This window comes from Ilyomonas limi (genome assembly GCF_005233845.1).
GTDB lineage: Bacteria > Bacteroidota > Bacteroidia > Chitinophagales > Chitinophagaceae > Ilyomonas > Ilyomonas limi.
Map to the genome: position 1 here is coordinate 19242 of NZ_SZQL01000004.1, position 13970 is coordinate 33211.

Consider the following 13970-nt stretch of genomic DNA (forward strand, 5'->3'; position numbering starts at 1 on the left):
TGTTCTTAAAAAATTTAAAAAACGGCGTAAAGTTAGTTGCTCACTTATGTGCATAAACAATCGCACGCGCTTGTGGATAAAGATTGATAAACCTTTACTTTTGTACAAACCTGTGGAATGAAAAGATATAGTTTTAATTCTATCAACTATAGCAGTACTGCATTTAATACTGCTATGCTGCTGCTGCGGGTAAGCTTCGGTGCTGTTTTAATGGTGAAGCACGGCTTTGCCAAGCTGATGAACTTTGCTACGCTTGAACATACTTTTTATAATTTTATGGGCCTTGGTCCCAAGTTTTCTTTAATACTTATATTGTTTGCAGAAATTTTCTGCAGCCTGCTGATAGTGCTCGGGCTGTTTACCCGCTGGGCTTGTATTCCGCTTATTATTGCCATGCTGGTAATAATATATGGTGCCGATGCAGGTAAAGATTTCTTAGAGTCGGAACTGGCTATATTTTTTCTTACTGCATTTGCAGCTATTCTTTTCTGTGGCCCCGGCGGCATCAGCGTAGACGGTATGATAGGCAAGTAGTGTGTTTGGTTTAATGGCACTTGCCGTTTTTTAAGGGCTGTTTTTGTGGGACGAGCTGTTGAATAAAGATTTAGCTATTGGTGTGTCGCTCACTGCAACGCCTGTGCATGCCTCGTCATTGCAGGCGAAACGAAACAACCTGTGAATGGTAGTACAATCGCAATAAGCCAGCTGTGGTGATCTTCTAAATAGGGCTAAACTTTATCATCAACTTCCAAATAAGCCATTAATAGTAATTTTATGCTATCCACAGATTGCTTGTTTGCCATCATGCGGGCTTCGCTTCGCTCGTAATGACGGAGAACCCTGTAGGCGTATATATGAAAACTATTATATCATGTACACCACTTTACTCACCACTTTAGAAGAAGGCATTTTCACCATCACCATCAACCGTCCTGATAAACTCAATGCATTAAACAGCACGGTAATAGATGAACTCTATACAGTTGTTGAGGAAATTTATTCAAACGATGCCATCAAAGCTGCCATCATTACCGGGGCGGGCAACAAAGCATTTATAGCCGGCGCTGATATTTCGGAGTTTATAAAGAAAAATGATGCGGCGGGAGAGGCGCTTGCGAAATATGGACAAACGCTTTTCAGCAAAATGGAACATTGTTCAAAGGTTATCATTGCAGCGGTGAATGGTTTTGCATTAGGCGGCGGATGCGAACTGGCAATGGCTTGTCATTTTATAATTGCATCTTCCAATGCCAAATTTGGACAGCCCGAGATTAATTTAGGCATTATTCCCGGCTATGGCGGCACGCAGCGACTGACGCGGTTAATCAATAAAAACCGCGCAACAGAACTTATCCTTACCGGCAGAATGATAGATGCAAGCGAAGCTTTACAATTAGGCATTGCCAATCACGTGTACGAGCCGGAAGAACTATTGCCAAAAGCAAAAGAAATATTGCAAACTATTATTGCAAAATCTCCGCTTGCAGTAGAAAAGATTATTGACTGCATCAACCATTTTGATAATACACAGGAAGGTTATTTGTACGAAGCAAAGAGATTTGGCGAATGTTTTGGCACAGCGGATATGCAGGAAGGAGCCACTGCTTTTTTAGAAAAAAGAAAGCCGGTGTTTAAAGGGAAGTGATGTGTATGTTGTCTCGTCATTGCGAGCGAAGCGAAGCAATCTGTGGGTTGTGGCAAAATCAAAAGAAACCATTTAGGTTGTAATCTGAACATGACAGGTTAAAACTTCCAAAGTAAATTATCTATATTGATTTATAGCTACCCGCAGATTGTTTCGCTCGCAATGACGTTGATTGTTGCACTTTAAAACATAACGAAAACTCAAAGCTCAACCCTTAAACGCGTTCCAGCCCTGAGCCGTAATATCAAAAGTATTGCCACCCTTAGTAATTATTTTTTTGCCTTCTTCCGGCGGTGTCATGTAGCCAATTACACTTATTTCTTCATTCAGGGTTATCTTATCGTAATCACTTTGTTTGAGCGTAAAAATCAATTCATAATCTTCTCCGCCATTTAATGCACAAACGGTAGGGTCTAAGCCAAACTTATAAGCGGCGGCTCTTGCAAGTTCGTGTATGGGCAATTTTTCTTCGTACAACTTGCAGCCGGTGTTGCTTTGCGTGCACAGGTGCAGTGCCTCGCTACTGATGCCATCACTCACATCCATCATAGCAGTTGGCATTATATTGTTTTGCTCAAAAAACTGGATAATATCGCGCCGGGCTTCGGGCTTTAATATCCGGCCAACAATATAATCTTCGCCTTCCAGATCGGGTTGTATTTGCGGGTTTTCCAGGAAGATTTTTTTCTCTCTTTCCAGCAAGGTCAATCCTAAAAAGGCGCCACCTACATAGCCGGTTACACATATCAAATCGCCGGGTTGTGCGGTGTTGCGCTTTACAAACTGATCGGGTGTTACTTCACCAATAGCTGTAACCGATATAATAAAACCTTTTTGTGAAGCACTCGTATCGCCACCAATTAAATCCACACCATATTTTTCGCAGGCAGCATATACGCCTTCATAAAATTCATCCATTGCTTCTACACTAAAACGGTTGCTAAAGGCAATGCTCAGCGTTACCTGTGTAGGCGTGGCATTCATCGCATAAATGTCACTCAGGTTGACAATGATACTTTTATAACCCAAATGCTTCAGCGGTGTGTACATCAGATCAAAGTGAATGCCTTCCACCAGCATATCAGTAGTAATCACCGTTTGTTTGCCGTAATGATCTATTACAGCAGCATCATCGCCAATACCAACAATAGTTGAGGCATTCTGTATCTCAAAATTTTTGGTAAGATGATCTATCAAGCCAAACTCACCTAAGGTAGATATTTCGGTACGGGTGTTTTCCATCGGTTATTTACGATTTACAAATTACGATTTACGATTTGTTCTGCATTTGCTTGTGCAGTGTATTTAACGAAGCTACAATGATGGATAATATTTCATTGCCTTCTTTGTAGATGATATCAATTTTATCTTTAAACGATGGATTGAACTCCACTGTCAATTCAAAGAAATACAAAGATTCATCTAATTCTTCCTCTACAATCTTTAGTTTATTTATAAAATCGGCTGTTGATTTTGCCCGAAGTGCAGCACTATAATTTGCACCTGCAGAAGATGAAGCACGGCACAATTGGTCTGAATAATTTTTATTTACAACATTATAAGGCAACAAAAGGATAAGATGTGCCGAATCGATAGCAAATTTTTTGATTCTTTGTTTTAATTCTTCTTTCGTCATAAGAAAAATACTAACCTAAAAGTCGTAAATCGTATCTCACACTTCCCCATTCACCCACTTTATCAACTCCTCATGTATTTTGCCATTGGTGGCAATAATGCCCGGCTGATAGGGGTTGTATATGTTGCCTTTGAGGTCGGTTACTTTGCCACCTGCTTCTTCTACAATTAAGTAGCCCGCAGCACTGTCCCACGCATTCAATTTATGCTCATAAAAACCATCAAAACGTCCCGCTGCCACCCAGCACAAATCCAATGCAGCACTGCCCAAACGCCGCACAGGTACACCTTTGCGAATGAGCCTGTCAAAAACCTGTAATGGTCCATTAGGTGCATCGAGATAAGTATAGGGGAAGCCGGTAACGAGGCAGCTGGTGGCAACTTCTGTTTTTAGACTTACAAAAATCTCCTTGTTATTCAACGTAGCGCCGTTGCCTTTTTCTGCAAAGAAAAATTCTTTCATAATGGGGTTGTACACCGCGCCCATGATTATTTTCCCTTCATACTCCAACCCGATAGAGACGGCACAAATGGGAATATTGTTGGCAAAATTGACCGTACCATCAATCGGGTCAATAATCCATTTGTAGCTCGATTCCTGAATAATTTCACCACTTTCTTCACTGAGGATATAATGCCCCGGAAAGCTTTCGCGGATAACCTTGAAAATGGTTTTCTCCGCTGCATGGTCGGCTTCCGTTACCAGGTTGTTGACGCCTTCTTTGTTAGATATTTTAAACTCACCTTCAAAAAATTGTTTGATAACGGCGGCGCCTGCTTCTGTTGCTTTGAGTAATGTTTGCTTCAACATGGGGCAAAGATAGACGGAGATTTGAGGAGATGGAAAAGATTTATAAAGGAGCATTTTGATGTAATGGTTATTTATGGTGTACTATTTTAGTTGATGGTTGTTGGGGAATGGAGTATTTTATGCAATTGCTTATAAAATCATTTTATTTTGTAAGCACTTTTATGAATAAGCATAGCAAGGGGACGGAAGTTTTTGGAACCACAAAGACACAAGAACACTTTATGTAACTTTCTTTATGCCTTTGTGGTTCGAACCTCTTAAAACCTTAAAAAGTCCTAAGTTTCAAGCACATGCTTCATTGCTGTTTTAATAATTGAATAGTTGTGTATGAATGAAAGCCGACTGGAATTACGCACCGTAAATGTTATTCGTTATGTAACGCCTTTGCGCGAAGGCGGCTCGTTGCCCGCCATCATAGATGCAGATGATGGCTTTTTATATGTGCTTAAGTTTAGGGGAGCGGGGCAAGGTGTGAAAGCGTTGATCGCAGAACTGATATGTGGTGAAATAGCCCGTGCGCTTGGCTTGCATGTGCCGGAGATTGTATTTGCAGCGCTGGACCCCGCTTACGGCCGCACCGAGCCGGACGAAGAAATACAGGATTTACTGAAAGCCAGTGCCGGTCTCAACTTGGCTTTGCATTATTTATCCGGCGCTATTACGTACGATCCGGTGGTGAATGATATTGATGAGAAATTAGCTTCGCAAATTGTATGGCTTGATAATTTAATAACAAATGTTGACCGCACTGCTCTTAATACCAATATGCTTATCTGGCACCAGGAGTTGTGGCTGATAGATCATGGTGCGGCATTGTATTTTCATCATGCGTGGCAAAATGTGGCTACACAAGGTGCGCGGCCTTTTGTTCAAATAAAAGACCATGTGCTACTGCCTTATGCGAGCGAACTGGATGCGGTAAATGAAGCATACAAAGCTATTCTTACGCCGGAGCGTATACGCGAAATTGTAGCCTTAGTGCCCGATGAATGGCTGACTGCAGATATCTCCAATACTGCATCGGCTGAAGAAAAGCGGCAGATCTATATTCATTTTTTAGAAACACGTCTTTCCTTATCCAACCAATTTGTACAAGAAATTAAGTATGCCAGAAATGCACTTATATGAGTATGCGGTTATCCGCATTGTGCCGCGTGTGGAGCGGGAAGAATTTATGAATGCGGGCGTTATTATGTTTTGCGCTGCGCAACGTTTTTTGGAAGTGAAGTGCAGGCTGGAAACGGAGCGTTTACAAGCTTTTAGAGGTGAAATAAATATACAGGAAATACAAACCCGCTTAGCGGCGTTTGAGCAAATATGCAAAGGTGGAAAAGAGGGCGGGCCTATTGGACAACTTTCACAAGCATCGCGTTTTCGCTGGCTTACTGCTGCCCGCAGCACGGTAGTGCAAACCTCCAGGGTGCATCCGGGACTTTGTGTAAATGCTGTTGAAACGTTAGAGATTTTGTATGAGCAACTGGTATTGTAAAGTGTAAACATTTTAATTCACTAAAACCAAGACGCTAAGCATTGCAATGAAGTATGCAGCATATGTTTTGTGCAACTTTTTTGAACCCTTATGATTGCATGTGCTTAAAAGCTATTGCCCTGTTATTACAAAGGTTTAATTTTTGTAATAACACATAGCATTACAATAATTGGTATATGCGGGCAATAAGCAACGAATATCTATGGTGGCAAAAAGGTATTATATATGAGGTGTATGTACGTTCTTTTAAAGACAGCAACGGCGATGGGATTGGCGACTTGCAGGGTGTTCTTTCCAAATTGGATTACCTGCATTGGTTGGGAATAAAAGCTATCTGGCTAACACCGGTTTATCCATCGCCGATGAAAGATTTTGGGTACGATGTGTACGATTACAAAGGCATTCACCCGCAATACGGCACCATGCACGACTTTGATGAATTGCTGCAGGCAGTGCACGCCAGGGATATGAAATTAGTTATGGATCTGGTGCCCAATCACACTTCTGATGAACATTCCTGGTTTAAAGCATCCTCTTCATCCAAAGATAATCCCAAACGCGATTGGTATATATGGCACGATGCTAAACCCGATGGCACTCCGCCCAACAACTGGCTCAGTGTATTTGGCGGCAGTGCGTGGGAGTGGGACGGACGCACACAACAATATTATTTGCACTCTTTTCTCAAAGCCCAGCCCGATTTAAATTTCAGGAATAAGGAAGTGCAGCAGGCTATTTTTGAGGTAATGCAATTTTGGCTGGATAAGGGTATTGATGGCTTCAGGGTAGATTCGATAGCACACTTGGTTAAAGATAAGCTGCTGCGCGATAATCCTTCCAATCCTTATTATAATCCTTCTATGCCGGTATCGCAACAACTGGTGCAACTGTTTTCTACCAACCGTCCAGAGGTACACGATGTTATTCACGCCATGCGTGCGGTATTGGATAAATATGAAAACAAGGTAATGATAGGCGAACTGTACTTATCGGTAAGTGGCATTATTTCTTACTATGGCTATGATAATAAAGGAGTGCAGTTGCCTGCCAATTTTCAGTTGATTACAGACCCCTGGAATGCCGAAACACTGGCGGTTACACTTGCTAAGTCGGAGGCGTTGGTACCGCAATCTGCCTGGCCGCATTGGGCTATCGGCAACCACGATCAGTCACGGGTTATCAGCCGGGTTGGGAAAAGCCTGGCAAAAGTAGCGGCTTTGCTTTTGCTTACTTTGCGCGGCACACCTACCATGTATTATGGTGATGAAATAGGCATGCACGATGTGAACATACCGGTTGGCGAAATGCAGGACCCACAGGGATTGATGGAACCGGAAAAAAATTTTAGCCGCGACCCGCAACGTACACCAATGCAGTGGAGCAATGAGGAACAGGCAGGTTTTAGCAGTGGTGAACCGTGGTTGCCCGTTGGTGGCAATTATGCGGCTATTAACGTAGCAGCTGCGCAGCAAGACGATCATTCATTGCTGATGCTGTATAAGCAGTTAATCAGCCTGAGGCAGAGCGAACCTTCCTTATCAACCGGCGAATACTTTCCGGTATTTGCCAACAGCGAAATGCTCGCTTATATACGCCAGCAGGAAGGTGTTAATCGTTTTTTGATTGTACTGAATATCAGCAAAGTAAAGGGCTATTATGTACAGGATAAAATTCGGTTGAGCGGTACTGTTGCACTGGCAACATCTAAGAGTATGGAAGGAAAAGTGGTTGGTAAAATTATTGAGCTGGAAGGCGGCGAAGGCATTATTGTAAGGCTGAATAACTAATTATGATTTTTGTGTTTTTGTTCCATTCAGCAGATGGAAGAGTGCAGGTAGCTTTCTAGAATTATATGGATTATCTCTATGCAAAGATTATACATTGCTTGCCCAAACTTGAAGTCCGCCCTTTGTTGGCTTTTTAATGTCTGTTTATTAGCGGTCTTATGTATGTGGAGATGTAAAGATGATGTTGCAATATTGTAAATTAGCTTCGGGACTGTGCTTACGTATTAATACATCAAAAAATACAAATATGAAGACAGGATCAAACCAATGAGTGTTGCCAGGCTTAGTACATTTTGCCATTTTTTAGCAACGCATCGGCTGGTTGTAGAAGACAGCATAATTTCGTTGCGCCCAAAGTAAAACCAGCAGTATAATTTTTTGCCGGAGAAATATCGCCAGTAATGCACTGTTTTGTAGATGAGTACGATAATGGTAAGTGCAAGAATGATAAAATATGCTTGTTTCATATTTAACAAGTTTTGGATGCATTTGGGGTAATGGATTGTACAAAAGTATAATAAAACAAAATGAAGAAACAAACAAAAAAACGTTAATGCCGGAGCGATTTTCAATGACCCGGTGCTGTTATAAATGTATGGTGGAAAGATTATTTAGAAGATAGAGTTAGCGTTCACTTCAGTTTTTACATCTTCATTCAAGCAATATCCGTACAAATCTACTCAATGATAATTGTAACATATACAAACGGGTAACACAACAGCCATGCTGTAGAGACCGGCTGCTGGTTACAAAATACAGGCTATTATTCTAAAGTAACCTGCTTAAATAAAATCTGATCTTTCTGTCCTACGTTTTCTGTATAAGCAACGACTACCGTAGTGGCATCAACAGGACATATAACAGGGAATGATGAATTGCTGGTTTCCGGAGTTATATAGTTCTTCGTTATAGTGGTTCCATTGGCATCCCTTTCTTCAATACCTATTCTGCTGCTGACTGTATTGTTATGCTGAAAACTTTCATTCCATACAATTAAAATATTATCGTTGGGTAATGCTGTTATCTGGCAATGTTTAGCTGCTCTGCCACTTACACTATCTCTGCCGGAAAAAGTTGTTCCGTTGTCTTTTGAATGGTTATAATAAATGCCCGAACTACCACCACCGGTAAACCATGTAAAATGCAATCCTTCTTTATTTTCTGCCATAGCAGGGCCTGTATGCGGGCAGCCGCTTATTACCCAGTTGTCCTGGCTGATTCTTTGTGGCTGTGTAAATGAATTGCCATTATCAGTTGATACAATATGTACCATATCTCTGATACGGTCATTGATAATTGCCCTGTACAAAACATGTATGTTTTTGTTCCGGTCAATAAATAAGTCTGTTCTGCAACACTGGCAACATGGACCGCTGATTAATTTTTCACTCTGAAAACCATGGTTGCCTTTTGTAACTGCATAATACAATCCTGAACCTTCTGTATTCCATTGCTTTCTGTTGTCGAGCCACACGATGCCCACTTCGCCATTGGGTAGTAACGCCATATCAAAATAACGCTGGTCGAAACTCGCAGTATCTTCTGTTAAATTGCTCGGCTTTGTCCATGTGTTGCCATCATCAAAAGACTGGCTGTAATATACCAAGCCGCTATATGGATTATTAGGGTTTGGATTGGCTGCGCCCCATGCTGCAATGATTTCGCCTGAAGGCTTAAAGATTATTTTAGGCATATTCTCGCCATGCAGATGAACATTGGTGCTGCCTGGTATTGAAATTATTTTTCCAAAGGTCTTGCCTTCATCGTGTGACACTGCATAACAAAAGATGAAAGTGGTGGTATCTTTTTGCTTAATCCAGCTTACAACAACGTTGTTTTTATTGTCTTTAGTAAGATACGGGCAAGAGCCTGATGCTGTATCTATCATGGTTGCTGCTGATGCAATAACAACTTGATTTTTGCCTTTTGTACCACAGGCATTAAGGAGTACTGCTATAATAAATAATATAAATAATAATGCGCTTTTCATGTATTCGTTTTAAAAAGACGATATGTAAATTGCCCTTAGTGCGTTGTTCCTTAAATTATTTCAGATTTTCGGAGGGTGAGGACACCTGCCGGTAGCCGCTCTGCATCACCATCCGGAATATTTGAAGCGTTAAAAAAATAATGTTACAGTGTACTTAACAACGGTTATTGATTTCTGAAGTTGTAAGCTACACCTATATTCAGCGTTCTCAACTGACCCGGGCGGTATGAAGTGCCGTAAGCACTTTTTTCTACTACTGTAGCAAACACTTTATCGGTAACGTTCAGGCAATTTGCCCAAAGCTCCACACCTTTTATGTTGTAGCCCGCTCTTATGTTGAATAGGGTAAAGCCTTTATAAGTAGCAGTATTTTGCGGATCGGTAAAGTATTTATTCATTCCCTGTACTTCCGCTGCTATTCTAAAGCCTTTAAAATAATGTGGTTTGTAAGTGATTTCGCTGTTGTAAATCAATGGCGGAGCCTGTGCCATTGTATGGCCCGCATAATCCTTGCCTTGTTCGGCATATTCAACATACCTGTGCGCTGCATAAGCGCCTGAAAGGCGAATGTTTATATCTTCCGTTGGTGCATATTTTATATTTGCTTCTATGCCTTTGTGGCTTGTTCTGCCTGCATTTTGATTCTGGTAAGATCCATCTGCAAGCCTTACACTTACAATTTCGTTTTTGCCTTCCAGATTATATAATGATACTTCAGCATAACCGTTACCGGCTGCAAATGAAACCCATCCACCGGCTTCATAATTGTTGTAAGAAGATGGCATTAACGTGGGCACTTGCACACCTGTATATAAGTCGGTAATATCGGGTGGCGCAAAGCCTAGACTATAATTGAGATAAGCGCCTTTATTTTTACCAAAGTCGTAGGTAAGGCCAAGTTTGGGTGTAAAGTGATCGAAATGGTTGGTTGCATCCGGTGCGCCGGTATAAGCATCTGGCAGTAAATGATTGTCGAATTGGTAATCCAGCCTATCATACCGTGCTGCAGCTACAAGTTTTAATTTGTCAGTTGGATTGTATTCAAACTGAGTGTAAGCGGCTGTGTTCAAAAGGTCAACACCATAATTGGTGAGCAAACTATCCTTTACCGTATAGCTGTAATACACCTTATTGGTATCTCTGTCAATATCTATAAACTGTGCCATATAGGTTGCAGGACTAAAATCAACACTAATACCCGAAACAAATCTGGCATTTATGGCTTTCAGCTTGGTTATGTGCTGCAACACCGATCCGTAACTATGAAATGCATCTTCATTCACCTGACCTTTTGCCTTCAACGGATTGGACGCAATATTGCTGATGTAATAAAAGGGATTTTGACCTATAGTGGCATCGCGGTAAAAAACAGTAAAGCTTGTGGTATTATTTTCATCCCATTCTTTGGTAAGCGTGCTTCTAAGCCTCAAAGTATTTACTTTACGATAGGTAAACCTGTAAAAACTGGTGTATTCTTTATTATAAAAATGAGCACTGTCTAAGCCACCCTTCTGATCTGTTTTGTAGCTGATATAATCAGCAACGGTTGAAAGTCTCAGTCTATCATTAAAGTGGTAATCTGCCCTGAGCGTTACGGCTGTTTTATTAAAATTGTTGTGTTCATTATCAGGCTGGTTCTGATTAGCATAATAACCGCCCACAAAAAAGCCCAGTTTTTTATAGGTATTGCTCAATGCAAAATCTGTACGTTTATACCCTTTGCTGCCCATTTCGCCCTGTATTTTACCTGTAAGAAACGGTGTTGGTGATTGTGTAATAAAGTTAATGGCGCCGCCAACTGCTTCGCTGCCATACAGCGATGAGGCAGGGCCTTTTACCACTTCTATCCGTTGCATAGATGCCTGGTTGATCTCTATCAGTGCATTATGGTTAAAATCGCCTACTGTTCTGATAGGTATGCCATCTTCCAGATAAAGAAATAAATTTCTGGTGCCCATGGGTTGACGAACAGACATTTCGTGCTGCTCATTGCCTAAGTCAACCATGTAAACGCCCGGTACTTTATTCATGAGCATATCCAGCCGGGTAGCCTTGGTATCGTTTATAGTTGTCTTGGATATTACATTGATTGCTACCGGCACTTCTGTACGCCGTTGCACTTCCCTGCCAGCTGTAACCACTACTTCATTAAGATTGGCAAACTGAGGAGTTAACGAAATTAATAATTTAGCACCGGTAGCTGCCATGCCTTTTGAAGTATAGCCAACAGCGGTAAAAAAGACGCTGTCTCCGGTAGATTTTGTGCTTAGTAAAAAATTACCGTTTTTATCGCTAATAGTATTTATTTGTTTATTTGAGGTGGATACCGTAACGCCCTCAATAGGCTGGCTGGTGGTTGCATCCAAAATTTTCCCTGTCATCATTACCTGCGCATACGCCATTGGGAGCACCATCCATAGCAGCGCCGTAAAGCATAAATGCTTATACATAATTTGAAATTTAAAGCATAAAAAGATCATCTTCTTTAATAGAATACGAAGATGTGCAGTAAGTCGTTATTGAAAATGCTTTAAAAAGTTGGCGGATGGAAGATGGAGCAAAGAAATGCAGAGGAAATAGGAGTATCCGTAACATAATATTCCTGCCTGGTTGAAATTGAAACAACCGCAAAACTGAACTGCTTAGGCAAAAAGAATGGAATAACTTCCAGCCTTTCCTTTTTTGACGTTGGTGCCTGCTGGTCCTGTTTTTCCTGCTCCTTTAGTCTTTTAGATAAATAGCATTTGCCATTGCAGTGCATTGCTGGTTTATCTTTATTTACACACAAATTGTTGGCGATATAGCTTTTGTTTAGCAGATATTCTGCCTGTATAACAAACGAAGTAAATGTTTGTAAAAAGATGCTGATAAAAAGTAATATCGTTGCTAAAACTCTCAATGCCTTTGCAATGTGCAATGTTTGTGATGCCGCAAAGGTATGGCAGGAAATACAAAATCGAGGTATAGGGTACATGATTTCAATCTGCAGGGAGTATGACAGATGTCATAGATTGGTTTATTTTCTGCAAAATACCCATTGACATGGTTGCAATATTGCGTACAGCGTTTAATCAATCAATAGTAAGCTTTTTGTATTGACCGGTATTAAATCCTTTTTTTCAGCTTCGCATGTTGAACAATGATAACTGAATGGCAATGCAATAAAAGGGGTACCTGCAGCAATATTTTGTTCTTCATCGCCCGCTGCTTCATCATATATTGTAAAGCAATACTTACATTGATAAACAACATTCACTTTTACTTCCTCTATAGATGAATCGCTAACAGCAGGCTGTACTATTGTATGTTCATCATCCTGCTCGTAAAACAACTTGCAAAGCGATACCAAATAAGTTCCTAAATATTCTTTCGCTATTTGCTCTCTGAACAAAATTTCTTCTGTGGCATTCGGATTAAAATCTTCTTTGTATAAAATGTTGTAACGGTTATACGATTGTAAACGGTTTGGATTTTTTCTTTCTTCTTTTCGAATGATGATAGAGCCAAATAAATGACTGGTTGTGTTTGTTTGCACTGCAAAGCAAAGTCCGTAAGTGCGTACATCTTCTTTATCAAAATGCCGGATAATCAGTCGCTTAAGCATCAATCCTTCTTCGCTTTCTACCTGCCAGTTCAGTTCGTTGGCAGCATGGCGTACATTAATACGGTGTTTGCCTAATATCTTATCCCACAAAGCGCGGTGTTTACCATCAATGCTTTTGATAATTAGGCTCTTCCAGGGTGTTGTATAAAGCTCGCCAATTTTTGTTTGCATACATACATCACAAACATCCAATAAGAACTTTACGGCAAAGGCTTCCCCACGCCGGTAAATGCCCAGCCACCAGGTATTGCCGCTCTTATTGAATCCTTCATAATACGGCAATGAAAAGTTGGTGAGTTGTAACTTATGTTCAACTGGCTTTGCATGATATACCAATGATAGTTGAAGTTGTGTATGCAAATCCTGCTCCTTAATTACACCCTTTGAAATAAGCTGCTCCAATTGTTTAGACACCGCAGCAATATCATTGGTATAAATCAGCTCTCTCCAGCGAAAAGCGGATTGCATATTGGGCAGGCGTATATATAAATACCAAAAGTGCGGTGCAGGCGAAGCAATCCAGTTGATATGACCAGTAAAAAGCGGTACAAAATGTTGCGTGTTGTCGCAAATATTGATCTGTAGTTTTGGCGTATAATCGAATAAATCAAACACATCTTTATATACACCTTCGCGCAGCCAGCTATCAGTAGAAAATATTTCTGCAGCAGGGTATGAGCTTACGATGTTGGGCTGTGCCTGCTTTGTATATTCAAAGTTGATATTGTTTGTTATGCACCTTTCTGCAAAAGCATCCATGCGGTTTACCGGCACATCCAATATCAATTGCTGGCGCAAGCCAAAACGTACACTTTCCACTCTTGCATCAGCCGCTAACAGCAGCACTTCTTTTAGGTATCCCGGTGATACAATGCCACCTCTAAAATTGATAACAATGCTTTTTGTTAGTGCCATAATTTTTAATGTTTTTACCGCGAAGGCGCGAAGCGGAACTTAAAGAAATTTATTGTTTAATGATTTGTTGCTTCACTTAGCGCCTTAGCGATCA

13 protein-coding genes are annotated in these 13970 nt (G+C 40.9%); 5 read left to right on the top strand and 8 right to left on the bottom strand.

All coding sequences use genetic code 11. The annotated features are described in order from the left end of the window. Window positions 1–117 precede the first annotated feature (117 nt). Window positions 118–534, top strand: a complete 417-nt coding sequence (locus FC093_RS06530; RefSeq protein ID WP_137260963.1) for a DoxX family protein — start codon at window positions 118–120, stop codon at window positions 532–534. 337 nt (window positions 535–871) lie between these two features. Further along, window positions 872–1645: an enoyl-CoA hydratase/isomerase family protein gene (locus tag FC093_RS06535; protein WP_137260964.1), complete on the top strand. Its 774-nt coding sequence runs from the start codon at window positions 872–874 to the stop codon at window positions 1643–1645. Between the two features lie 207 nt (window positions 1646–1852). On the opposite strand, the gene thiL is transcribed toward FC093_RS06535, so the two are convergent. The 3 genes from thiL to FC093_RS06550 are packed head-to-tail and all read right to left on the bottom strand — an operon-like array spanning window position 1853 to window position 4145. Beyond that, window positions 1853–2887: a thiamine-phosphate kinase gene (thiL, locus tag FC093_RS06540; protein ID WP_137260965.1), complete on the bottom strand. Its 1035-nt coding sequence runs from the start codon at window positions 2885–2887 to the stop codon at window positions 1853–1855. 28 nt (window positions 2888–2915) lie between these two features. After that, window positions 2916–3281: a four helix bundle protein gene (locus FC093_RS06545; RefSeq protein ID WP_137260966.1), complete on the bottom strand. Its 366-nt coding sequence runs from the start codon at window positions 3279–3281 to the stop codon at window positions 2916–2918. 36 nt (window positions 3282–3317) lie between these two features. Next, on the bottom strand, window positions 3318–4145 hold the full coding sequence (locus FC093_RS06550) for an inositol monophosphatase family protein (RefSeq protein ID WP_240743219.1): 828 nt from the start codon (window positions 4143–4145) through the stop codon (window positions 3318–3320). Between the two features lie 273 nt (window positions 4146–4418). Here FC093_RS06550 and FC093_RS06555 point away from each other — a divergent pair, with 273 nt between their 5' ends. The 3 genes from FC093_RS06555 to FC093_RS06565 all read left to right on the top strand — a co-directional run bounded on the left by FC093_RS06555 (window position 4419) and on the right by FC093_RS06565 (window position 7367). Then, window positions 4419–5219 (top strand): HipA family kinase, encoded by an 801-nt coding sequence (locus tag FC093_RS06555; protein WP_137260967.1) that lies wholly within the window; start codon window positions 4419–4421, stop codon window positions 5217–5219. After that, window positions 5197–5580: a DUF3037 domain-containing protein gene (locus tag FC093_RS06560; protein ID WP_137260968.1), complete on the top strand. Its 384-nt coding sequence runs from the start codon at window positions 5197–5199 to the stop codon at window positions 5578–5580. Before FC093_RS06555 ends, FC093_RS06560 begins: the two co-directional genes overlap by 23 nt. 176 nt (window positions 5581–5756) lie before the next feature. Then, window positions 5757–7367 carry an alpha-amylase family glycosyl hydrolase gene (locus FC093_RS06565; protein ID WP_137260969.1) on the top strand — a complete coding sequence of 537 codons (1611 nt, stop codon included), beginning with the start codon at window positions 5757–5759 and terminating at the stop codon, window positions 7365–7367. Window positions 7368–7591: 224 nt separating this feature from the next. Here the strand turns inward: FC093_RS06565 and FC093_RS06570 are convergent, their stop codons facing one another. The 5 genes from FC093_RS06570 to FC093_RS06590 form a co-directional block, all read right to left on the bottom strand. Then, window positions 7592–7834 (bottom strand): hypothetical protein, encoded by a 243-nt coding sequence (locus FC093_RS06570; RefSeq protein WP_137260970.1) that lies wholly within the window; start codon window positions 7832–7834, stop codon window positions 7592–7594. A 296-nt stretch (window positions 7835–8130) separates the two neighbouring features. Next, window positions 8131–9357, bottom strand: a complete 1227-nt coding sequence (locus tag FC093_RS06575; RefSeq protein ID WP_137260971.1) for a sialidase family protein — start codon at window positions 9355–9357, stop codon at window positions 8131–8133. A 164-nt stretch (window positions 9358–9521) separates the two neighbouring features. Continuing rightward, the gene (locus FC093_RS06580) at window positions 9522–11807 is read right to left on the bottom strand and encodes a TonB-dependent receptor (RefSeq protein ID WP_240743220.1); all 2286 of its coding nucleotides are present in this window, start codon (window positions 11805–11807) and stop codon (window positions 9522–9524) included. Window positions 11808–11887: 80 nt separating this feature from the next. After that, window positions 11888–12331: a hypothetical protein gene (locus tag FC093_RS06585; protein WP_137260972.1), complete on the bottom strand. Its 444-nt coding sequence runs from the start codon at window positions 12329–12331 to the stop codon at window positions 11888–11890. A 93-nt stretch (window positions 12332–12424) separates the two neighbouring features. Next, on the bottom strand, window positions 12425–13876 hold the full coding sequence (locus FC093_RS06590; protein WP_137260973.1) for a rubredoxin: 1452 nt from the start codon (window positions 13874–13876) through the stop codon (window positions 12425–12427). Window positions 13877–13970: the final 94 nt, after the last annotated feature.

Excerpts from the sequence above, each read along its gene's own strand:
- FC093_RS06530 (WP_137260963.1), top strand. The coding sequence starts at position 118 with ATGAAAAGATATAGTTTTAATTCTATCAACTATAGCAGTACTGCATTT.
- FC093_RS06535 (WP_137260964.1), top strand. The coding sequence starts at position 872 with ATGTACACCACTTTACTCACCACTTTAGAAGAAGGCATTTTCACCATC.
- thiL (WP_137260965.1), bottom strand. The coding sequence starts at position 2,887 with ATGGAAAACACCCGTACCGAAATATCTACCTTAGGTGAGTTTGGCTTG.
- FC093_RS06545 (WP_137260966.1), bottom strand. The coding sequence starts at position 3,281 with ATGACGAAAGAAGAATTAAAACAAAGAATCAAAAAATTTGCTATCGAT.
- FC093_RS06550 (WP_240743219.1), bottom strand. The coding sequence starts at position 4,145 with ATGCTCCTTTATAAATCTTTTCCATCTCCTCAAATCTCCGTCTATCTT.
- FC093_RS06555 (WP_137260967.1), top strand. The coding sequence starts at position 4,419 with ATGAATGAAAGCCGACTGGAATTACGCACCGTAAATGTTATTCGTTAT.
- FC093_RS06560 (WP_137260968.1), top strand. The coding sequence starts at position 5,197 with ATGCCAGAAATGCACTTATATGAGTATGCGGTTATCCGCATTGTGCCG.
- FC093_RS06565 (WP_137260969.1), top strand. The coding sequence starts at position 5,757 with ATGCGGGCAATAAGCAACGAATATCTATGGTGGCAAAAAGGTATTATA.
- FC093_RS06570 (WP_137260970.1), bottom strand. The coding sequence starts at position 7,834 with ATGAAACAAGCATATTTTATCATTCTTGCACTTACCATTATCGTACTC.
- FC093_RS06575 (WP_137260971.1), bottom strand. The coding sequence starts at position 9,357 with ATGAAAAGCGCATTATTATTTATATTATTTATTATAGCAGTACTCCTT.
- FC093_RS06580 (WP_240743220.1), bottom strand. The coding sequence starts at position 11,807 with ATGTATAAGCATTTATGCTTTACGGCGCTGCTATGGATGGTGCTCCCA.
- FC093_RS06585 (WP_137260972.1), bottom strand. The coding sequence starts at position 12,331 with ATGTACCCTATACCTCGATTTTGTATTTCCTGCCATACCTTTGCGGCA.
- FC093_RS06590 (WP_137260973.1), bottom strand. The coding sequence starts at position 13,876 with ATGGCACTAACAAAAAGCATTGTTATCAATTTTAGAGGTGGCATTGTA.